The organism is Pseudomonas sp. Irchel 3H9, from assembly GCF_900187495.1.
GTDB classification, from domain to species: Bacteria; Pseudomonadota; Gammaproteobacteria; order Pseudomonadales; family Pseudomonadaceae; genus Aquipseudomonas; species Aquipseudomonas sivasensis.
Genome location: NZ_FYDK01000004.1, coordinates 290,775 through 310,147 on the forward strand (window position 1 = coordinate 290,775; position 19,373 = coordinate 310,147).

The 19,373-nt window shown below is 60.8% G+C and carries 21 protein-coding genes; all 21 read left to right on the plus strand.

Annotated elements, in window-relative coordinates; genetic code table 11:
- The first annotated feature begins 35 nt into the window (after positions 1–35).
- The 21 genes from fliL to CKW32_RS16670 all read left to right on the plus strand — a co-directional run bounded on the left by fliL (position 36) and on the right by CKW32_RS16670 (position 19,349).
- Positions 36–542: a flagellar basal body-associated protein FliL gene (fliL, locus tag CKW32_RS16565; protein WP_032887891.1), complete on the plus strand. Its 507-nt coding sequence runs from the start codon at positions 36–38 to the stop codon at positions 540–542.
- 9 nt (positions 543–551) lie between these two features.
- Entirely contained in the window at positions 552–1,520 is a 969-nt protein-coding gene (gene fliM / locus CKW32_RS16570) for a flagellar motor switch protein FliM (protein WP_010208755.1), read from the plus strand.
- A 43-nt stretch (positions 1,521–1,563) separates the two neighbouring features.
- Complete coding sequence (gene fliN / locus CKW32_RS16575) at positions 1,564–2,031, plus strand: flagellar motor switch protein FliN (RefSeq protein WP_032887893.1); 468 nt, start codon at positions 1,564–1,566, stop codon at positions 2,029–2,031.
- A 1-nt stretch (position 2,032) separates the two neighbouring features.
- Positions 2,033–2,473 carry a flagellar biosynthetic protein FliO gene (gene fliO / locus CKW32_RS16580; protein ID WP_032887895.1) on the plus strand — a complete coding sequence of 147 codons (441 nt, stop codon included), beginning with the start codon at positions 2,033–2,035 and terminating at the stop codon, positions 2,471–2,473.
- A complete protein-coding gene (fliP, locus tag CKW32_RS16585) occupies positions 2,473–3,216 on the plus strand; it encodes a flagellar type III secretion system pore protein FliP (protein ID WP_032887897.1) in 744 nt (247 codons plus the stop codon). The genes fliO and fliP overlap by 1 nt, the downstream gene beginning before the upstream one ends.
- A gap of 4 nt (positions 3,217–3,220) precedes the next feature.
- Positions 3,221–3,490, plus strand: a complete 270-nt coding sequence (gene fliQ / locus CKW32_RS16590) for a flagellar biosynthesis protein FliQ (RefSeq protein ID WP_003214552.1) — start codon at positions 3,221–3,223, stop codon at positions 3,488–3,490.
- Positions 3,491–3,494: 4 nt separating this feature from the next.
- Complete coding sequence (fliR, locus tag CKW32_RS16595; RefSeq protein WP_095185433.1) at positions 3,495–4,280, plus strand: flagellar biosynthetic protein FliR; 786 nt, start codon at positions 3,495–3,497, stop codon at positions 4,278–4,280.
- A gap of 3 nt (positions 4,281–4,283) precedes the next feature.
- Positions 4,284–5,420 carry a flagellar biosynthesis protein FlhB gene (gene flhB / locus CKW32_RS16600; RefSeq protein ID WP_095185434.1) on the plus strand — a complete coding sequence of 379 codons (1,137 nt, stop codon included), beginning with the start codon at positions 4,284–4,286 and terminating at the stop codon, positions 5,418–5,420.
- Between the two features lie 411 nt (positions 5,421–5,831).
- Positions 5,832–6,035 (plus strand): cold-shock protein, encoded by a 204-nt coding sequence (locus CKW32_RS16610; protein WP_095185436.1) that lies wholly within the window; start codon positions 5,832–5,834, stop codon positions 6,033–6,035.
- 158 nt (positions 6,036–6,193) lie between these two features.
- A complete protein-coding gene (flhA, locus tag CKW32_RS16615) occupies positions 6,194–8,308 on the plus strand; it encodes a flagellar biosynthesis protein FlhA (RefSeq protein WP_185160066.1) in 2,115 nt (704 codons plus the stop codon).
- A 12-nt stretch (positions 8,309–8,320) separates the two neighbouring features.
- Positions 8,321–9,637, plus strand: coding sequence for a flagellar biosynthesis protein FlhF (flhF, locus tag CKW32_RS16620; protein WP_032887905.1), 1,317 nt, complete (start codon positions 8,321–8,323; stop codon positions 9,635–9,637).
- 106 nt (positions 9,638–9,743) lie between these two features.
- Complete coding sequence (gene fleN / locus CKW32_RS16625; RefSeq protein ID WP_003192912.1) at positions 9,744–10,577, plus strand: flagellar synthesis regulator FleN; 834 nt, start codon at positions 9,744–9,746, stop codon at positions 10,575–10,577.
- The gene (fliA, locus tag CKW32_RS16630; RefSeq protein ID WP_015885174.1) at positions 10,574–11,314 is read left to right on the plus strand and encodes an RNA polymerase sigma factor FliA; all 741 of its coding nucleotides are present in this window, start codon (positions 10,574–10,576) and stop codon (positions 11,312–11,314) included. Before fleN ends, fliA begins: the two co-directional genes overlap by 4 nt.
- 170 nt (positions 11,315–11,484) lie before the next feature.
- Positions 11,485–11,859 (plus strand): chemotaxis response regulator CheY, encoded by a 375-nt coding sequence (locus tag CKW32_RS16635; RefSeq protein ID WP_160385018.1) that lies wholly within the window; start codon positions 11,485–11,487, stop codon positions 11,857–11,859.
- A gap of 18 nt (positions 11,860–11,877) precedes the next feature.
- Entirely contained in the window at positions 11,878–12,666 is a 789-nt protein-coding gene (locus tag CKW32_RS16640; RefSeq protein ID WP_032887907.1) for a protein phosphatase CheZ, read from the plus strand.
- 11 nt (positions 12,667–12,677) lie between these two features.
- Entirely contained in the window at positions 12,678–14,879 is a 2,202-nt protein-coding gene (locus CKW32_RS16645; RefSeq protein ID WP_095185437.1) for a chemotaxis protein CheA, read from the plus strand.
- A gap of 48 nt (positions 14,880–14,927) precedes the next feature.
- On the plus strand, positions 14,928–16,067 hold the full coding sequence (locus CKW32_RS16650) for a chemotaxis response regulator protein-glutamate methylesterase (protein ID WP_032887910.1): 1,140 nt from the start codon (positions 14,928–14,930) through the stop codon (positions 16,065–16,067).
- Positions 16,067–16,807, plus strand: coding sequence for a flagellar motor protein (locus CKW32_RS16655; RefSeq protein WP_032887912.1), 741 nt, complete (start codon positions 16,067–16,069; stop codon positions 16,805–16,807). Before CKW32_RS16650 ends, CKW32_RS16655 begins: the two co-directional genes overlap by 1 nt.
- Before the next feature lie 15 nt (positions 16,808–16,822).
- Positions 16,823–17,710: a flagellar motor protein MotD gene (motD, locus tag CKW32_RS16660; protein ID WP_032887913.1), complete on the plus strand. Its 888-nt coding sequence runs from the start codon at positions 16,823–16,825 to the stop codon at positions 17,708–17,710.
- Positions 17,711–17,760: 50 nt separating this feature from the next.
- Positions 17,761–18,549: a ParA family protein gene (locus CKW32_RS16665; RefSeq protein WP_032887915.1), complete on the plus strand. Its 789-nt coding sequence runs from the start codon at positions 17,761–17,763 to the stop codon at positions 18,547–18,549.
- Complete coding sequence (locus CKW32_RS16670; RefSeq protein ID WP_095185438.1) at positions 18,549–19,349, plus strand: CheW domain-containing protein; 801 nt, start codon at positions 18,549–18,551, stop codon at positions 19,347–19,349. The genes CKW32_RS16665 and CKW32_RS16670 overlap by 1 nt, the downstream gene beginning before the upstream one ends.
- Positions 19,350–19,373: the final 24 nt, after the last annotated feature.

A 19,373-nucleotide genomic window follows, 5' to 3' on the forward strand; every position in this document is an offset into this window, starting at 1 on the left:
ATCTATGAATTCCCGAATAGTGACGGATTATTGGCATGGCGAAGAGCGACGACGCAGCAAAAGCACCCGCACCGGCAGGCAAAGGCAAGCTCAAGCTTATCCTGATGATAGTCGTGGGCCTGCTCCTGGCCATCGGGGCCTCGGTGGGCGGCACTTGGTACATCATGCATAGCAGTGCAAGCAAACCGGCACCAGCCGCCGAAACCGCCAGTAACGTCAAGCCACCGGCAATCTTCGAGCCGATGCTTCCGGCCTTTGTTGCCAACTTCAATCAGAACGGCCGCCAACGCTACCTGCAAGTGAGCATCACCTTGCTGGCACGGAATGCGGCGGACCTGGATGCCCTCAAAGTGCATATGCCGGTGATCCGCAACAACCTGGTGATGCTGTTCTCCGGGCAGAGCTTCGACACCTTGGCCACCCCGGTGGGCCAGGAAATGCTGCGCCAGAAGGTCACTGCCAGCGTGCAGGAAGTGGCCCAGAAGGAGCTCGGCAAAGTCGTGGTCGAGCAGGCGCTCTTCACTAACTTCGTATTGCAGTAGGATCACGACATGGCCGTGCAAGACCTGCTGTCCCAGGATGAAATCGACGCGCTGTTGCATGGCGTCGACGACGGTCTGGTACAGACCGAAATGGCTGCCGAGCCCGGCAGCGTCAAAAGTTATGACCTGACCAGCCAGGATCGCATCGTCCGTGGACGCATGCCGACGCTGGAGATGATCAACGAACGCTTCGCTCGCTACACCCGGATCAGCATGTTCAACATGCTGCGCCGCTCGGCGGACGTGGCGGTGGGCGGCGTGCAGGTGATGAAGTTCGGTGAGTACGTGCATTCGCTGTACGTTCCCACCAGCCTTAACCTCGTCAAGATCAAGCCGTTGCGCGGCACCGCGCTGTTCATCCTCGACGCCAAACTGGTGTTCAAGCTGGTGGACAACTTCTTCGGCGGTGACGGTCGTCACGCCAAGATCGAAGGCCGTGAATTCACCCCCACCGAATTGCGCGTCGTGCGCATGGTGCTGGAGCAGGCCTTCATCGATTTGAAGGAAGCCTGGCAGGCGATCATGGAAGTCAATTTCGAGTACATCAACTCGGAAGTGAACCCGGCCATGGCCAACATCGTCGGCCCGAGCGAAGCGATTGTGGTGTCCACTTTCCACATCGAACTCGATGGCGGCGGCGGCGACCTGCACGTGACTATGCCGTACTCGATGATCGAGCCGGTGCGCGAGATGCTTGATGCCGGTTTCCAGTCCGACCTGGACGACCAGGACGAGCGTTGGGTCAAGGCCTTGCGCGAAGACTTGCTGGACGTCGACGTGCCGCTGAGCGCCACCGTAGCCCGTCGCCAATTGCGCCTGCGGGATATTTTGCACATGCAGCCGGGAGACATCATCCCGGTCGAATTGCCGGAAGAAATGATCATGCGCGCCAACGGCGTGCCGTCGTTCAAGGTCAAGCTGGGTTCCCATAAGGGCAACCTGGCGCTGCAAGTGGTTGAGCCGATCAACCGTCGCTGATGCATCCCCTATTTATGAATGTTTGCTCCGCCGAGGACATGTAATGGCTACCGAACACGAAAACACTTCCGCCGAAGACCAGGCTCTGGCTGACGAATGGGCTGCGGCCCTGGAAGAAACCGGCGATGTTGGCCAGGACGATATCGACGCCCTGCTGGCCGCCGATGCCGCCACTGCCCCCGCAGGTAACCGCCTACAGATGGAAGAGTTTGGCAGCGTGCCGAAGAACAACGACCCGGTGACCCTCGATGGGCCGAACCTGGACGTGATCCTCGACATCCCGGTGTCGATTTCCATGGAAGTGGGCAGCACCGACATCAACATCCGCAACCTGCTGCAACTCAACCAGGGCTCGGTGATCGAGCTGGATCGCCTGGCGGGTGAGCCCTTGGACGTGCTGGTCAACGGCACCCTGATTGCCCACGGTGAAGTGGTGGTGGTCAACGAAAAGTTCGGCATCCGCCTGACGGACGTGATCAGCCCAAGCGAACGCATCAAGAAGTTGCGCTGATATGAAGCGGCTGATGGTGGGACTGTTGGTCGCGCTGCCATTGGGCGCTTGGGCCGCAGAGCCCGTGGCCCAGGCGGCCGCCGCGGCGGCGCCGGTCGGCAGCGGCCTCGGTGGCCAGTTGACCCAACTGGTGCTGGGGCTGTTGCTGGTGGTTGGCCTGATCTTCGTGTTGGCCTGGCTGTTGCGCCGCGTACAGCAGGTGGGTCCGGGTAACGCGCAGGTGATCGAGATGATCGGCTCCCGCGCCCTCGGCCCGCGTGATCGGCTGGTGCTGGTGCAAGTGGGTGAAGAGCAGATCCTGCTGGGCCTCACTCCTGGCCGCATCACCCCGTTGCATGTGCTCAAGACCCCGGTGAACGTGGATCAGTCCAAGCCCGCCACGCCCGAATTCGCTCAGCGCCTGATGGAACTGCTGGGCAAGGATCAGAAGGATAAGAAGTAATGCGCGTGTTATTGACGCTCATGCTGTGGCTGGCGGCGCCGTTGGCGTTTGCCGCCGACCCGTTGTCGATCCCGGCGATTACGCTGGGTACCAACGCGGCCGGGGCCCAGGAGTATTCGGTCAGCCTGCAGATCCTGCTGATCATGACCGCGCTGAGCTTTATCCCGGCGTTTGTGATGCTGATGACCAGCTTCACGCGGATCATCATAGTGTTCTCGATCCTGCGTCAGGCCCTGGGCCTTCAACAGACGCCGTCGAACCAGATCCTCACCGGCATGGCGTTGTTTCTGACCATGTTCATCATGGCGCCGGTGTTCGATAAGGTGAACCAGCAAGCCCTGCAGCCCTATCTGGCGGAAACCATCACCGCCCAGGTGGCGATTGACCGGGCACAGGTCCCCATCAAGGATTTCATGCTGTCGCAGACCCGCTCCAGTGACCTTGAGCTGTTCATGCGCCTGTCCAAGCGTACCGACATCGCGACCCCGGACCAGGCGCCGTTGACCATTCTCGTACCGGCCTTTGTGACTTCCGAGTTGAAGACCGCGTTCCAGATCGGCTTCATGATCTTTATCCCGTTCCTGATCATCGACCTGGTGGTGGCGAGCGTGCTGATGGCCATGGGTATGATGATGCTGTCACCACTGATCATCTCGTTGCCGTTCAAGATCATGCTGTTTGTGCTGGTAGACGGTTGGGCGCTGATTATCGGCACCCTGGCCGGCAGTTTCGGCGGGGTATAGCGCAATGACGCCAGAAGTAGCCGTCGACCTGTTCCGAGAAGCGCTGTGGCTGACCACCATGATGGTTGCCGTGCTGGTGGTGCCGAGCCTGTTGGTGGGCCTGCTGGTGGCGATGTTCCAGGCTGCCACCCAGATCAACGAACAGACCTTGAGCTTCCTGCCGCGCCTGCTGGTGATGCTGATCACCCTGATCGTCGCCGGCCCGTGGCTGGTGCAAACCTTTATGGAATACATCCTGCAGCTGTACGGCAGTATTCCGCAGTTGATCGGCTGATCGGGTGAGTTCCCTGCTGGCATTGACCGACACCCAGATCAGCACGTGGGTGGCGTCGTTCATCCTGCCGTTGTTCCGCGTGACGGCCATGTTGATGGCCATGCCGGTGTTCGGCACGACCCTGGTGCCACGCCGGGTGCGCCTGTATTTGGCGGTGGCGATCACGGTGGTGCTGGTGCCGGGCTTGCCGCCCATGCCGTCGGTGAATGCCCTGGACCTGAGTGCCCTTATGCTGATCGCCGAACAAGTCCTGATCGGTGCCATGTTGGGGTTTTCCCTGCAACTGTTCTTCCAGGCGTTTGTGATTGCCGGGCAAATCATCTCGATCCAGATGGGCATGGGCTTCGCCTCCATGGTCGACCCCACTAACGGTGTGTCCGCGGCGGTGATCGGGCAATTCCTGACGATGCTGGTGACCTTGCTGTTCCTGGCGATGAACGGGCATCTGGTGGCGTTCGAGGTGCTGACCGAAAGCTTCACCACCTTGCCGGTGGGGTCGGGGTTGGTGGTCAATCACTTCTGGGAAACGGTCGGGCGCCTCGGTTGGGTGCTGGGGGCTTCTCTGTTGCTGGTACTGCCGGCGATTACCGCATTGTTGGTGGTCAACATCGCGTTTGGCGTGATGACCCGTGCGGCACCGCAGTTGAACATCTTTTCGATTGGTTTCCCGTTGACCCTGGTGTTGGGCATGGGGATTTTCTGGATCGGCCTGGCCGACATTCTCAATCAGTATCAACCGCTGGCGACCGACGCCTTGCAGTTCTTACGTGATCTGGCACGGGCGCGCTGAGCCATGGCCGAGAGCGAGAGTGGTCAGGACAAAACAGAAGACCCCACGGAGAAACGTAAAAAGGACTCCAGGGAAAAGGGCGAGATTGCGCGCTCCAAAGAGCTCAATACCGTTGCGACCATGATGGCCGGTGCCGGCGCCTTGCTGATCTACGGCGGTGGTTTGGCGCTCGACTTGTTGGAGCTGATGAAGCACAACTTCACCTTGCCTCGTGAGGTGTTGCTCAACCCGGATGCGATGGGGCAATACCTGTTGCACTCGGGCAAGATCGCGATCCTGGCGGTGCAGCCCATCCTGATTACCTTGTTGCTGGCCGCGCTGATCGGTCCGGTAGCCCTCGGCGGCTGGCTGTTCGCCGCGAGCAGCATGGCGCCCAAGTTCAGCCGCATGAACCCCGGAGCCGGGCTCAAGCGCATGTTCTCCGCCAAGGCCTTGGTGGAGCTGCTCAAGGCCCTGGCCAAGTTCATCCTGATTCTGTTTGTGGCGCTGATGGTGTTGTCGTCCGACATCGACGACCTGCTGCGTATCGCCCACGAGCCGCTGGAGTCGGCGATCATCCACAGCGTGCAGGTGGTCGGCTGGAGCGCGCTATGGATGGCCGCCGGGCTGATCATCATTGCGGCAGTGGATGCGCCGATCCAGCTGTGGGAAAGCCACAAGAAACTGCTGATGACCAAGCAGGAAGTGCGCGACGAACACAAGGATCAGGAAGGGCGGCCCGAGGTCAAGCAACGCATCCGCCAGCTGCAGCGGGAAATGTCCCAGCGCAAGATGATGGCGTCGGTGCCCGACGCCGACGTGGTCATCACCAACCCGACCCACTACGCCGTGGCCCTCAAGTACGACCCGGAGAAGGGCGGCGCACCGATGCTGCTGGCCAAGGGCAGCGACTTTACTGCGCTGAAAATCCGCGAAATCGCCGTGGCCCACGACATCCTGTTGCTCGAATCGCCGGAACTGGCGCGGTCGATCTTCTACTCCACCGATCTCGATCAGGAAATCCCCGCCGGGCTTTACCTGGCCGTGGCTCAGGTGTTGGCGTATGTCTATCAGATCCGCCAATACCGCGCGGGCAAGGGCAAGCGTCCGGACCCGCTCAAGGATCTGCCGATCCCGCCGGAATTGCGCCGCGATTCCTGATTGTCACCTGCCCCGAAATCTCCCTCCCGGCTCCATCCTTCCCCCTAGCACTCGTCGTTGTCGGTCGTCTACCTGTCAACTTTGACAGTAGCTGCCGTCCCTTTATCGCGGTTCCATAACACTGGGTTTTCCACGCACATTGCTGTGCGTGAGGCAGAGGGTGTTGCAATGGAAGTGGTTAAAGGGACGGTCGAGGAATACGACCGCAAAACAGGGGAGGGAGTGATTGCAATGGATGGCGGCGACGAACACGTGTTGGTGGATCTCACGAGTTCTGCAGGGATTTGGCTCAGAGAGGGCCTAAGGGTGCAATTTACGAGGATCCACCGCCCTGAGGGCGTATTCGCGTCCCATATCAAGATTATCCAGTGAGTCTCGTGTGGTGTGCTGAGCGAGGTCAGGAGAGCGGCAATGTCGACAGGTACTGTGAAGTGGTTTAACGGGGAAAAAGGCTATGGCTTTATCAGTCAGGATGGTGGGGGAGATCTCTTCGTCCACTATTCGGCGATCAAGGGCGAGGGCTATAAAACCCTTGAGGAGGGGCAGAAAGTGGAGTTCAGAGTAGAAAAAGGTCAAAAGGGTGATCAGGCTACCGAAGTGCAAATCGTCAGTTGAATTGCCCGGCTTGATAGTGCTCCAGCGTGCTTGGGAGCAATCCGCGTTTTTTAAAGCAAAAGTTGGAAGGCTTCTTGCAATACCGCCTCCAGGACGCCTTCCGGCGTCAAAAGTTTGCTTCAAGGAAACGAGGAATACCGGTGGTGGATCGCTCTCAAATGCTCGGCACGGCCCGTACGACCCTGACTGACCTCTCGCGGGGCAATCTGGGTGTGCCGTTGTTGTTGCTGGTGATGCTGGCAATGATGATGTTGCCGATGCCGCCGTTCCTGCTGGACGTGTTCTTCACCTTCAACATTGCGTTGTCGGTCGTGGTCCTGTTGGTGTGCGTTTACGCCCTGCGGCCGCTGGACTTTGCGGTATTCCCGACGATCCTGCTGGTGGCGACCCTGCTGCGGCTGGCGCTCAACGTGGCGTCCACCCGCGTGGTCATGCTCCACGGCCAGGACGGCCACGCGGCCGCCGGTAAGGTGATCCAGGCCTTCGGTGAGGTGGTGATCGGCGGTAACTACGTGGTCGGTATCGTGGTGTTCGCGATCCTGATGATCATTAACTTCGTGGTGGTTACCAAGGGCGCCGGGCGGATTTCCGAGGTGAGCGCACGCTTTACCCTCGACGCCATGCCCGGCAAACAAATGGCCATCGACGCCGACCTCAACGCCGGTCTGATCGACCAGAATCAAGCCAAGACCCGCCGCCTGGAAGTGGCCCAGGAAGCCGAGTTCTACGGCTCCATGGACGGTGCCAGCAAATTCGTGCGCGGTGACGCCATCGCTGGCCTGTTGATTCTGTTCATCAACCTGATCGGCGGCATGGCCGTCGGTATCTTTCAGCACGGCATGACCTTCGGCGATGCGGGCAAGGTGTACGCCTTGCTGACCATCGGTGACGGTTTAGTGGCGCAATTGCCATCACTGTTGTTATCTACAGCTGCAGCCATCATGGTGACCCGTGCGTCGGGCTCCGAAGACATGGGCAAGCAGATCAGCCGGCAGATGTTTGCATCGCCCAAGGCGTTGGCCGTGGCGGCGGGCATCATGGCGATCATGGGTATCGTCCCGGGCATGCCCCATGTGTCGTTCCTGAGCATGGCGGCCATGGCGGGCGGTGGTGCCTACCTGTTCTGGAAGAAGCAAAACGCGGTCAAGGTCCAGGCCCTGCAAGAAGTTGCGCGTCAACAAGAACTGCTGCCATCGCCAGCCCGCGCCCAGGAAACCAAGGAGTTGGGCTGGGACGACGTGACCCCCATCGACATGATCGGCCTGGAAGTTGGCTATCGCCTGATCCCGCTGGTGGACCGCAACCAAGGCGGCCAATTGCTCGCGCGGATCAAGGGCGTGCGTAAGAAGCTCTCGCAGGACCTGGGCTTCCTGATGCCCACCGTGCACATCCGCGACAACCTCGACCTGGCTCCGAGCGCCTACCGCCTGACCCTGATGGGGGTGATCCTGGCTGAAGCCGAGATCTATCCGGATCGCGAGTTGGCGATCAACCCAGGCCAGGTGTTCGGCAGCCTCAACGGCATTACCGCCAAAGATCCGGCTTTCGGCCTGGAGGCGGTGTGGATCGAAATCAGCCAGCGCAGCCAGGCGCAGTCACTGGGCTATACCGTGGTGGACGCCAGCACGGTGGTCGCGACCCACCTCAACCAGATTCTGTACAAGCACTCTCACGAGCTCATCGGCCACGAAGAAGTCCAGCAATTGATGGGCTTGCTGGGCAAAGCTTCGCCAAAACTGGCGGAAGAGCTGGTGCCCGGCGTGCTGTCGCTGTCGCAATTGCTCAAGGTGCTGCAGGCGCTGCTGGCCGAACAGGTACCGGTACGCGACATTCGCAGCATTGCCGAGGCCATCGCCAACAACGCCGCCAAGAGTCAAGATACCGCCGCGCTGGTGGCTGCGGTGCGTGTCGGATTGTCCCGTGCAATCGTGCAAAGCATTGTAGGGCTTGACTCTGAGCTGCCTGTCATCACCTTGGAACCAAGGTTGGAACAAATATTGCTCAATAGTATTCAGAAGGCAGGACAAGGCCAGGAAGAGGGCGTTCTGCTGGAGCCAAGCATGGCTGAAAAGCTGCAGCGTTCGTTGATCGACGCCGCACAGCGTCAGGAAATGCAGGGCCAACCGGTGATTCTGCTGGTGGCAGGTCCGGTCCGCGCGATGTTGTCGCGGTTTGGACGCTTGGCAGTACCGAATTTGCACGTTTTGGCTTATCAGGAAATTCCTGACAACAAGCAAGTGACTATCGTCGCGACAGTAGGGCCCAACGGCTGAGGGTAGTGGGTTATGCAAGTTAAGCGTTTTTTCGCCGCCGATATGCGTCAGGCCATGAAACTGGTCCGTGATGAGCTGGGCGCCGACGCCGCGATTATCGGTAACCGTCGTATTGCCGGCGGTGTCGAGCTGACGGCTGCCCTGGATTACACCCCCTCGGCGCTGGCGCCGCGTGTACCGAACATGGAGCTCGAAGACGAGCTGCGCAAGACCGCTTCGCGCATCGTCTCGGCTCAGGCTGAGCTGAGCATGCGTGGCGACAGCGATACCACCACCAATCGCCAGTTGTTCGCCGGGCTGCCGCTGACCGCTGCCGAACCACTGGTTGAGCCGACCTTCGTCGAGCCGCCGCGTCCTGCCGCGCCAGCCCCGGCCGCCGCAGTTGACCAGCGTGTGTTCGACTCGATGCGCTTTGAGCTCAACGGCCTGCGCGAACTGCTGGAAGTGCAGCTCGGCTCGCTGGCCTGGACGCAGCTGCAAGGCAGCAAACCGCAACAGGCCAACCTGTGGCGTCGCCTGCAACGCATTGGCTTGTCCGGCCCGTTGTCCCGCGACCTGCTGGCCCTGACCACCGAAATCGAAGAACCACGCCAGGCCTGGCGCATGTTGCTGGCCCACCTGGCGCGGATGATCGCTACCCCGGAAATCGAACCCCTGGAAGAGGGCGGTGTGATCGCCATGGTCGGACCTGCCGGCATGGGCAAGACCACCACCCTCGCCAAGCTGGCAGCGCGTTATGTGCTCAAGTACGGCGCGAATAATATCGCGCTGGTGAGCATGGACAGCTACCGGATCGGCGCCCAGGAGCAGCTCAAGACGTTGGGCCGCATCCTCAATGTACCGGTGACCCACGTCGACCCGGGCCAGTCCCTGGCCAACGCCCTCGATCCGCTGCTGCGCAAGCGCGTGGTGCTGATCGACACCGCCGGCTTGCAAGCCAGCGACCCGGCGTTGCGCATGCAACTGGAAACCCTGGCCGGGCGTGGCATCAAGTCGAAAAATTACCTGGTGCTTGCAACCACCAGCCAAAAACAGGTTCTTACCGCTGCGTACCATAGCTACAAACGCTGTGGCCTGGCCGGTTGCATTCTCACGAAACTGGATGAAACCGCCAGCCTGGGTGAGGTGTTGAGCCTGGCTATCAGTCATGAATTACCGGTTGCCTACCTGACCGACGGGCCGCGGATCCCGGATGATCTTCATCTGCCGCGCCGTCATCAGTTGGTCAGCCGTGCCGTCAGCGTGCAAATGCAAGAAGAGCCTAGCGAGGAAGCGATGGCCGATATGTTCGCCGACCTCTACCACAACCCGGCAAAACGGGTCGGTTGAAGTCAGGATGAACACCGTGAAATGTACCTACATTGATGGTCTGCAAGCGATTCACGCGGCCAAGCCATGTAGCCTGCGTCTAAGCAAGACAAGGTAAAGAAATAAAATGGGCAGCATGCATCCCGTACAGGTGATCGCGGTGACCGGCGGCAAAGGTGGCGTCGGAAAGACTAACGTGTCAGTGAATTTGTCCCTGGCCCTGGCAGAGCTTGGCCGTCGCGTCATGCTGCTGGATGCTGACCTGGGGCTGGCGAACGTCGACGTTCTGCTGGGACTGACGCCCAAACACACCCTTGCCGATGTGATCGAGGGGCGCTGTGAGCTGCGCGACGTGCTGCTCCAGGGCCCTGGCGGGATCCGCATCGTGCCGGCTGCCTCCGGTACCCAGAGCATGGTGCACCTGAGCCCGGCGCAGCATGCCGGCCTGATCCAGGCATTCAGTGATATCGGCGACAACCTCGACGTGCTGGTGATCGACACCGCCGCCGGGATCGGCGAGTCCGTGGTCAGCTTCGTGCGCGCCGCGCAGGAAGTCCTGCTGGTGGTCTGCGATGAACCCACCTCGATCACCGACGCCTACGCCCTGATCAAACTGCTTAACCGTGACTACGGCATGAACCGCTTCCGCGTCCTGGCCAACATGGCCCAGAGTCCGCAGGAAGGGCGCAATCTGTTCGCCAAGTTGACCAAGGTCACGGATCGCTTCCTCGATGTCGCCTTACAATACGTCGGCGCAGTTCCCTACGACGAGTGCGTGCGCAAGGCTGTGCAAAAGCAGCGTGCAGTCTACGAAGCGTTCCCTCGTTCCAAATGCGCATTGGCGTTCAAGGCTATTGCCCAGAAGGTCGATACCTGGCCGTTGCCCGCCAACCCTCGTGGGCATCTGGAGTTTTTCGTCGAGCGATTGGTACATCAGACGAGCGCAGGACCGGTGCTATGACAGCGAATGGCTACAACGCCTACAAGAAATCTGCCCGTGACAGTCAGGGTGAGTTGATTGAGCGCTATGCGCCGCTGGTCAAGCGTATCGCCTATCACTTGCTGGCTCGCCTGCCCGCCAGCGTGCAGGTCGAGGACCTGATCCAGGCCGGCATGATCGGCTTGCTCGAAGTGTCGACCAAATACGATGCCAGCAAAGGCGCGAGTTTCGAGACGTATGCGGGTATCCGTATCCGTGGCGCGATGCTTGATGAGGTGCGTAAAGGTGATTGGGCGCCGCGTTCGGTGCACCGAAATACGCGCATGGTCAGCGACGCAATTCGTGCAATTGAAGCAAAAACCGGTCGCGACGCTAAAGATCATGAAGTTGCGGCCGAACTCCAATTGAGTCTCGACGATTATTACGGGATTTTGAACGATACCTTGGGCAGCCGCCTGTTCAGTTTCGACGACCTGTTGCAGGACGGCGAACACGAAGGGCTGCACGAGGACGGCGCGAGCGCGCATATGGAACCGTCACGCGACCTGGAAGATGAACGCTTCCAGGGTGCATTGGCGGACGCCATTGCCAACTTGCCCGAGCGCGAGCGGTTAGTGTTGGCGCTGTATTACGACGAAGAGCTGAACCTCAAGGAAATCGGTGAGGTCCTGGGGGTCAGCGAATCGCGTGTCAGCCAGTTGCACAGCCAATGCGCAGCCCGCTTGCGGGGGCGTTTGGGAGAGTGGCGAGCGCGCTGACAGGCAGTGTGGGGAGCATTGCAAAGCGATACCGCGAAGGTGATAGGCCTTCGTGGGTTCGATCCGTGGTGCCCCCGGCAGTCCTTTTTGTGTAATGCCTGTTGATTGAAATGGCGCGTCCAGGTGCTGGGCGCGTTTAAGACTGCTTGGAGGTCGAATTGGACAAGAACATGAAAATCCTCATCGTTGATGACTTCTCAACGATGCGGCGGATCATAAAAAACCTGTTGCGTGACCTTGGGTTCACAAACACGGTCGAGGCGGATGACGGCCTTACGGCGATTCCGATCCTCAACAGCGGGAGCATCGACTTTCTGGTAACAGACTGGAACATGCCGGGCATGACCGGTATCGACTTGTTGCGCCACGTGCGTGCCGACGAAAAACTGCGCAGCCTTCCCGTGTTGATGGTGACCGCCGAAGCCAAGCGTGAACAGATCATCGAAGCCGCCCAGGCCGGGGTCAACGGTTACGTAGTCAAGCCATTCACTGCACAGGCCTTGAAAGAGAAGATCGAAAAGATCTTTGAACGCATCCACGGCTAATGCCATCGCGGGGGAGCTATGGAGCATAAAGAAACGTCACAGGGAGACTTTGAGTCGACCCTGAAAAAGCATGCTCACCAGTTGGTCGACAGCCTTGAAAAAGGCCACTTCGGCGACGCGGTGCAGTTGATCCATGAGCTCAACCAGACCCGTGACCGCGGCCTGTACCAGGAAGTGGGCAAGCTCACACGCGAGCTGCACAGTGCGATCGTCAATTTTCAGATTGACCCGCACATGCCCCAGGCCGAAGAAATCTCGCAGATCACTGATGCCACCGAACGCCTGTCCTATGTGGTCAGGCTGACCGAGGCCGCGGCTAACCGCACCATGGACCTGGTGGAAAATGCCACGCCTCTGGTCAACGGCATGGCCAATGAAGCCCAGGCCCTCAGCGTTGACTGGGGCCGCTTCATGCGTCGCGAAGTCGGGGCTGAAGAGTTTCGTGAATTGGCCCGTCGGGTCGACGGTTTCCTGTCGCGCAGCGAACAGGAAAACCGCACGGTTTCCAGCAACCTCAATGACATTCTGCTGGCCCAGGATTACCAGGACCTCACCGGTCAGGTGATCAAACGTGTAACCCAGTTGGTTACCGAAGTGGAAAGCAATTTGCTCAAATTGGTGCTCATGGCTGGCCAGGTAGACCGTTTTGCCGGCATCGAACATGACCGCGAAGCGATCCTCTCTGAAAAAGATCCACAAAAACATCTCGCCAAGGGTGAAGGTCCGCAGATTCATGCCGATAAACGTGAAGACGTTGTGTCAGGTCAGGATGACGTAGATGACCTGTTATCCAGTTTAGGCTTCTAAGGAGCACCCACATGAGCTTCGGCGCCGATGAAGAGATCCTTCAGGATTTCCTTGTAGAGGCCGGCGAAATTTTAGAGCAACTGTCCGAACAACTGGTCGAGCTGGAAAGCCGACCGGATGATGCGAACCTGCTCAATGCAATTTTTCGCGGTTTTCATACTGTAAAAGGGGGCGCCGGCTTCCTCCAGCTCCATGAGCTGGTGGAGTGCTGCCACATCGCCGAGAACGTGTTCGACATCCTGCGCAAGGGTGAGCGTCACGTTGATTCGGAATTGATGGACGTGATTCTCGAAGCACTGGATGCGGTCAACGGCATGTTCAGCGAAGTTCGCGAACGCGCCCCGATCACGGCGGCCACCCCGGAACTGCTGGCCGCCCTGGCGCGCTATGCAGAGCCAGCCGACACCACGGCAGCGCCGGTGGTTGAGGCCGCGCCTGAGCCGGTGGCGGAGCCTGAAGCGGATGTGACGGACAACGAGTTCGAACAACTGCTCAACTCCCTCAGTGCCGTCAAGGCCGAAGCTGAAGCACCGGCCGCCGTTGCCCCGGCAGCGGCACCGACCAGTGAAGACATCACCGACGCCGAGTTCGAATCCCTGCTCGACCAGTTGCACGGTAAAGGCCAGTTCGCCGCCGATGCGGTGGCGCCTGTCGCGGCTGCCGAAGCGCCTGCGGCCCCGGCCAGCACCGACATCACCGATGACGAATTCGAAGCCTTGCTTGACCAGTTGCACGGCAAAGGCACGTTTGCGGTCGACGCCCTGCCGGAAGTGGCGGCAGCGCCTGCTGCTGCTGCGGCGGCGGCTGCCAGTGCCAAGCCTGCGGACGATGGGTTGATCTCTGATCACGAATTCGAAGCGCTGCTGGATGATTTGCACGGCAAGGGCAAGTTCAGCGAAGTCGCCCCAGCGGCTGCAGTCGCCACGGCAGCACCGGCTGCTGCTAAAGCGGCTGCGCCTGTGGCAGCGGCCAAGCCCGCAGCCCCGGCTCCAGCTCCTGCGCGTGCGGCTGCGCCACCACCGGCGGAAAAACCCGCCAGTGAAGCCGAAACCACCGTGCGGGTTGATACCGCGCGTCTGGACGACATCATGAACATGGTCGGCGAGCTGGTACTGGTGCGTAACCGCCTGGTGCGCCTGGGCTTGAGCAGTGGCGATGAAGCCATGCAGAAGGCCGTATCGAACCTCGACGTGGTGACGGCTGACCTGCAAACCGCGGTGATGAAAACCCGGATGCAGCCGATCAAGAAAGTCTTCGGCCGCTTCCCGCGCCTGGTTCGTGACCTGGCGCGCCAGCTGAAGAAAGAGATCAACCTGGAACTGGTGGGTGAAGAAACCGACCTCGACAAAAACCTTGTCGAGGCCCTGGCCGACCCGCTGGTCCACTTGGTGCGCAACGCTGTCGATCACGGCGTCGAAACCCCTGAAGAACGCGAAGCCTCGGGCAAGTCCCGTGGCGGCAAGGTGATTCTGGCGGCGGAGCAAGAGGGCGACCACATCCTGCTGTCGATCACCGATGACGGCAAGGGCATGGACCCGGCGATCTTGCGCAATATCGCCGTCAAGCGTGGCGTGATGGACAAGGACGCCGCCGACCGCCTGACCGACACCGAGTGCTACAACCTGATCTTCGCCCCTGGCTTCTCGACCAAGACCGAGATTTCCGACGTGTCGGGCCGTGGCGTGGGCATGGACGTGGTGAAGACCAAGATCAGCCAGCTCAATGGCTCGATCAACATCTACTCGACCAAGGGCCAGGGCTCCAAGATCGTCATCAAGGTGCCGTTGACCTTGGCGATCATGCCGACCCTGATGGTGATGCTGGGTAACCAGGCGTTCGCCTTCCCGTTGGTCAACGTCAACGAGATCTTCCACCTCGACCTGTCGCGCACCAACGTGGTGGACGGTCAGGAAGTGGTGATCGTGCGTGATAAAGCGCTGCCGTTGTTCTACCTCAAGCGCTGGCTGGTTGCATCGGCTGCCCATGAGGAGCAGCGCGAAGGCCATGTGGTGATTCTCTCGGTGGGCACTCAGCGGATCGGCTTTGTCGTCGATCAACTGGTTGGCCAGGAAGAAGTGGTCATCAAGCCTTTGGGCAAAATGCTGCAGGGAACCCCGGGCATGTCGGGTGCGACCATTACCGGTGACGGTCGGATCGCGCTGATTCTCGATGTTCCGAGCATGCTCAAGCGTTACGCCGCACGGCGTATTTGATTCTGGCGGGGCAGGGCGGTAATGCCCGCCCCGCCTAACGGAGTGTTTATGGCAGTCAAGGTCCTGGTGGTGGACGATTCGGGTTTCTTCCGCCGCCGCGTCTCGGAAATTCTTTCCGCCGATCCAAGCATCCAGGTGGTCGGTACGGCCACCAACGGTAAAGAGGCGATTGATCAAGCCATTGCGCTAAAGCCGGACGTGATCACCATGGACTACGAGATGCCGATGATGGATGGCATCACGGCAGTTCGGCACATCATGCAACGCTGCCCGACCCCGGTATTGATGTTCTCCTCGCTGACCCATGAAGGTGCCCGAGTGACCCTCGACGCGCTGGATGCCGGTGCGGTGGACTTCCTGCCGAAGAATTTCGAAGACATCTCGCGCAACCCCGATAAGGTCAAGCAACTGCTGTGCGAGAAAGTCCACAGTATTTCCCGCAGTAACCGTCGCAGCCTGTTCAGCGCCCCAGCACCCGCCCCGGCGCCGGTAGCTGCGCCGTCTGCGCCCACCAGTTCCTCGTTCAGTCGCCCGGCGCCTGCCCCGGTTACCCGGCCTGCGCCGCCGCCGGTACGCACGTCAGCACCGGCTGCCGCGCATGCCCATTCGCCAGCGCCCAAGCGCAAGGCTTACAAGCTGGTTGCCATTGGGACTTCCACCGGTGGCCCGGTGGCCTTGCAGCGCGTATTGACCCAATTGCCGGCCAACTTCCCGGCGCCGATCGTGTTGATCCAGCACATGCCAGCGGCGTTCACCAAAGCGTTTGCCGAGCGTCTGGACAAGTTATGCCGCATCAGCGTCAAGGAAGCCGAGGATGGCGACATCCTGCGCCCTGGCCTGGCGTTGCTGGCCCCAGGCGGCAAGCAGATGATGGTCGATGGCCGTGGCGCGATCAAAATCCTTCCGGGTGACGAGCGCCTCAACTACAAGCCGTGCGTGGACATTACCTTCGGTTCGGCGGCCAAGTCCTACGGTGACAAAGTTCTGGCGGTGGTGCTCACCGGCATGGGCGCCGACGGTCGTGAAGGCGCGCGCCTGCTCAAGCAGGGCGGCAGTGCGATCTGGGCCCAGGACGAAGCCAGTTGCGTGATCTATGGCATGCCCATGGCCATCGTCAAGGCTGACCTGGCCGACGCCGTTTACAGCCTGGACGACATCGGCAAGCATCTGGTGGAGGCCTGCCTCTGATGGATGTATTGAGCCTGATCGGCATCATCATGGCGTTTGTCGCCATTATCGGCGGCAACTACCTCGAAGGCGGCCACCTCGGCGCCCTGGCCAACGGCCCGGCGGCGCTGATCGTGATTGGCGGCACCGTGGGCGCTGCGTTGTTGCAGTCACCGATGAGCTCGTTCAAGCGTGCGATGCAGATCGTGATCTGGATCATCTTCCCGCCACGTGTCGACTTGGCCGGTGGCATCGACCGGGTGGTCAACTGGAGCCTCACCGCACGCAAGGAAGGCCTGCTGGGCCTGGAAGGCGTAGCCGATGCCGAGCCCGACAGCTACTCGCGTAAAGGCCTGCAGTTGTTGGTCGACGGTGCCGAGCCGGAAGCGATCCGCAGCATCCTGGAAGTGGATTTCTACACCCAGGAAAGCCGCGACATCAACGCCGCCAAAGTGTTTGAAAGCATGGGCGGCTACGCGCCGACCATCGGCATCATCGGTGCAGTCATGGGCCTGATCCACGTGATGGGCAACCTGGCCGACCCTTCGCAATTGGGCAGCGGCATCGCCGTGGCGTTCGTCGCGACTATCTATGGTGTGGCCAGTGCCAACCTGGTGCTGTTGCCGGTAGCGAGCAAGCTCAAATCGATTGCCATGCGCCAGTCCCGTTACCGCGAGATGCTGCTCGAAGGCATTCTCTCGATTGCCGAGGGCGAGAACCCGCGCTCCATCGAATTGAAGCTTCAGGGCTTCATGGATTGATGGGGAGTAATGCCAATGAGCCGTCGCCGTCGCGAGCCTGAGGAACACGTCAACCACGAGCGGTGGCTGGTGTCCTATGCGGACTTCATCACCTTGCTGTTCGCATTTTTCGTGGTGATGTACTCCATCTCGTCGATCAACGAAGGCAAGTACAAAGTCATTTCCCAGGCGCTGATCGGCGTGTTCAACGACGCCGACCGTTCGCTCAAGCCGATCCCCATTGGCGAAGAGCGGCCCAAGAGCGTGACCCCGGCCAAGCCGTTGGTCAACGACAGTGACGAAACCGCGGCCGGCGTGGGCGGCACCAGCGACCCGCTGAAAAGCATCGCCGATGACATCAGTGCCGCGTTTGGCGACCTGATCAGCTCCAACCAGATGACCGTGCGCGGCAATGAGTTGTGGGTGGAGATCGAGCTCAATTCCAGCCTGCTGTTCGCCAGTGCCGATGCGTTGCCCAGCGACCAGGCGTTCACCATCATCGACAAGGTGGCGGCGATCCTCAAACCGTTTGAAAACCCGGTCCACGTCGAAGGTTTTACCGACAATGTGCCGATCAGCACCGCGCAGTACCCGACCAACTGGGAGCTGTCCTCGGCCCGTGCCGCCAGCATCGTGCGCATGCTCGCGATGCAGGGTGTGAACCCCGGGCGCCTGGCGTCGGTGGGGTATGGCGAGTTCCAGCCGGTGGCCAATAACGCCACCCTGGAAGGCCGCGCGCGCAACCGTCGGGTGGTGTTGGTCGTCTCACGCAACCTGGATGTGCGCCGTAGCCTGACCGGCACCGGCACCGCCAATGCAACACCGGATGCGGCCTTGAGGCGCGCTGGCACACAAACTGCACCGGCCCCTGCAAAGCCGCCGGTTCGGCAGAGTGCCGTCAATTCTCCGTCACCGGCTCAATAACCTATGCAATGTCTCGGTCGCGCACGTGCCCACCGGGAGGAACCATCCGAATGAGAGTCTGGGCAGTTGCCAATCAAAAAGGTGGAGTCGGCAAGACCACCACCTCCATCGCTTTAGCCGGCTTGCTGGCCGAGGCGGGCAAGCGTGTGGTCGTGGTCGACCTCGACCCCCACGGCTCGATGACCAGCTATTTCGGTTACGACCCGGACGCGCTGGAGCACAGCAACTATGACCTGTTCCTGCACAAGGGCAGCGTGCCGAGCGACTTGCCCGGCCAACTGCTGTTGCCGACCAGTAACGAGAGCATTTCCCTGCTGCCGTCCAGCACCGCGCTGGCCACCCTTGAGCGCCAGTCGCCGGGGCAGAGCGGCCTGGGCCTGGTGATCGCCAAGACCCTGGCGCAACTGTGGCAGGACTTCGATTACGCGATCATCGACAGCCCGCCGTTGCTCGGCGTGCTCATGGTCAATGCCTTGGCGGCCAGCCAGCAGTTGGTGATCCCGGTGCAGACCGAGCACCTGGCGGTCAAAGGCCTGGAACGCATGGTCAGCACCCTGGCGATGATCAACCGCTCGCGTAAACAGGCGCTGCCGTACAGCATTGTGCCGACCTTGTTCGATCGCCGTACTCAGGCGTCCCTGGGCACGTTGCGCGTATTGCGTGACGCCTATCCGCAGACCATCTGGAACGGCTACATCCCGGTGGACACGCGCCTGCGCGATGCCAGCCGCGCCGGGCTGACGCCTTCGCAGTTCGACGGTAAAAGCCGTGGTGTGTTGGCCTACCGCGCATTGCTCAAGCACCTGCTGTCCCAGCAGCTTGTTGCGCAGGTGGCGTGATGAATCGTCCTGTCGAACTCAAGACCCGGCCGCAACTGGCACTGGAATCCTACCTGGATGCCTTGTTGCAGGAAGCCACTGCAGAAGAATTGCCGGAACCGATCCTGGTCCTGGAACCTGCTGTAGAAGAACCGTCGTCCAGTACCCAGGATGAGTTCCAGTTGGCCGTATTGGAAGAGCAGGCGCGTGATGCCTACGTCGCGCCGGTGATCGTGCCGGTCGCCGTCCCGGTGGTCATGCCCGTCGCGCCGGCGGTGGTCGAGCCCGTGGTGGAAGTGCACCTGCCACCGAATATTACGCCGCCGCCCGTGAGCGGCGATGGTCGTCCGGCCTGGGCGGCGGAGCCTTTCGAATGCCTGCTGTTCGACGTCGCCGGCTTGACCCTTGCGGTGCCGCTGGTGTGCCTGGGCTCGATCTACTCCCTGGCCGGCCAGGAACTGACGCCGCTGTTCGGGCAACCGGAGTGGTTCCTCGGAATCCTGCCGAGCCAGGCCGGTAATCTCAAGGTGCTGGACACCGCGCGCTGGGTGATGCCCGATCGCTACCGCGACGACTTCCGCCAAGGCCTGCAATACGTGATCTCGGTGCAGGGTTACGAGTGGGGGCTGGCGGTGCATCAAGTCAGCCGCTCGTTGCGCCTGGACCCTAACGAAATCAAATGGCGCAGCCACCGGGGCCAGCGGCCTTGGCTGGCGGGCACCGTAATCGAACACATGTGCGCGTTGCTCGACGTCGCCGAACTGGCCGAGTTGATCGCCAGCGGTGCCGTCAAGTCGATGCCCGTGAACATACGCAGTTGATTGAACAATAAGGGCCGCACGCGA

What these genes read in the sequence shown, in the direction of transcription:
- fliL (WP_032887891.1), top strand. Translation starts at nt 36, where the DNA reads ATGGCGAAGAGCGACGACGCAGCAAAAGCACCCGCACCGGCAGGCAAA.
- fliM (WP_010208755.1), top strand. Translation starts at nt 552, where the DNA reads ATGGCCGTGCAAGACCTGCTGTCCCAGGATGAAATCGACGCGCTGTTG.
- fliN (WP_032887893.1), top strand. Translation starts at nt 1,564, where the DNA reads ATGGCTACCGAACACGAAAACACTTCCGCCGAAGACCAGGCTCTGGCT.
- fliO (WP_032887895.1), top strand. Translation starts at nt 2,033, where the DNA reads ATGAAGCGGCTGATGGTGGGACTGTTGGTCGCGCTGCCATTGGGCGCT.
- fliP (WP_032887897.1), top strand. Translation starts at nt 2,473, where the DNA reads ATGCGCGTGTTATTGACGCTCATGCTGTGGCTGGCGGCGCCGTTGGCG.
- fliQ (WP_003214552.1), top strand. Translation starts at nt 3,221, where the DNA reads ATGACGCCAGAAGTAGCCGTCGACCTGTTCCGAGAAGCGCTGTGGCTG.
- flhB (WP_095185434.1), top strand. Translation starts at nt 4,284, where the DNA reads ATGGCCGAGAGCGAGAGTGGTCAGGACAAAACAGAAGACCCCACGGAG.
- CKW32_RS16610 (WP_095185436.1), top strand. Translation starts at nt 5,832, where the DNA reads ATGTCGACAGGTACTGTGAAGTGGTTTAACGGGGAAAAAGGCTATGGC.
- flhA (WP_185160066.1), top strand. Translation starts at nt 6,194, where the DNA reads ATGCTCGGCACGGCCCGTACGACCCTGACTGACCTCTCGCGGGGCAAT.
- flhF (WP_032887905.1), top strand. Translation starts at nt 8,321, where the DNA reads ATGCAAGTTAAGCGTTTTTTCGCCGCCGATATGCGTCAGGCCATGAAA.
- fleN (WP_003192912.1), top strand. Translation starts at nt 9,744, where the DNA reads ATGGGCAGCATGCATCCCGTACAGGTGATCGCGGTGACCGGCGGCAAA.
- fliA (WP_015885174.1), top strand. Translation starts at nt 10,574, where the DNA reads ATGACAGCGAATGGCTACAACGCCTACAAGAAATCTGCCCGTGACAGT.
- CKW32_RS16635 (WP_160385018.1), top strand. Translation starts at nt 11,485, where the DNA reads ATGAAAATCCTCATCGTTGATGACTTCTCAACGATGCGGCGGATCATA.
- CKW32_RS16640 (WP_032887907.1), top strand. Translation starts at nt 11,878, where the DNA reads ATGGAGCATAAAGAAACGTCACAGGGAGACTTTGAGTCGACCCTGAAA.
- CKW32_RS16645 (WP_095185437.1), top strand. Translation starts at nt 12,678, where the DNA reads ATGAGCTTCGGCGCCGATGAAGAGATCCTTCAGGATTTCCTTGTAGAG.
- CKW32_RS16650 (WP_032887910.1), top strand. Translation starts at nt 14,928, where the DNA reads ATGGCAGTCAAGGTCCTGGTGGTGGACGATTCGGGTTTCTTCCGCCGC.
- CKW32_RS16655 (WP_032887912.1), top strand. Translation starts at nt 16,067, where the DNA reads ATGGATGTATTGAGCCTGATCGGCATCATCATGGCGTTTGTCGCCATT.
- motD (WP_032887913.1), top strand. Translation starts at nt 16,823, where the DNA reads ATGAGCCGTCGCCGTCGCGAGCCTGAGGAACACGTCAACCACGAGCGG.
- CKW32_RS16665 (WP_032887915.1), top strand. Translation starts at nt 17,761, where the DNA reads ATGAGAGTCTGGGCAGTTGCCAATCAAAAAGGTGGAGTCGGCAAGACC.
- CKW32_RS16670 (WP_095185438.1), top strand. Translation starts at nt 18,549, where the DNA reads ATGAATCGTCCTGTCGAACTCAAGACCCGGCCGCAACTGGCACTGGAA.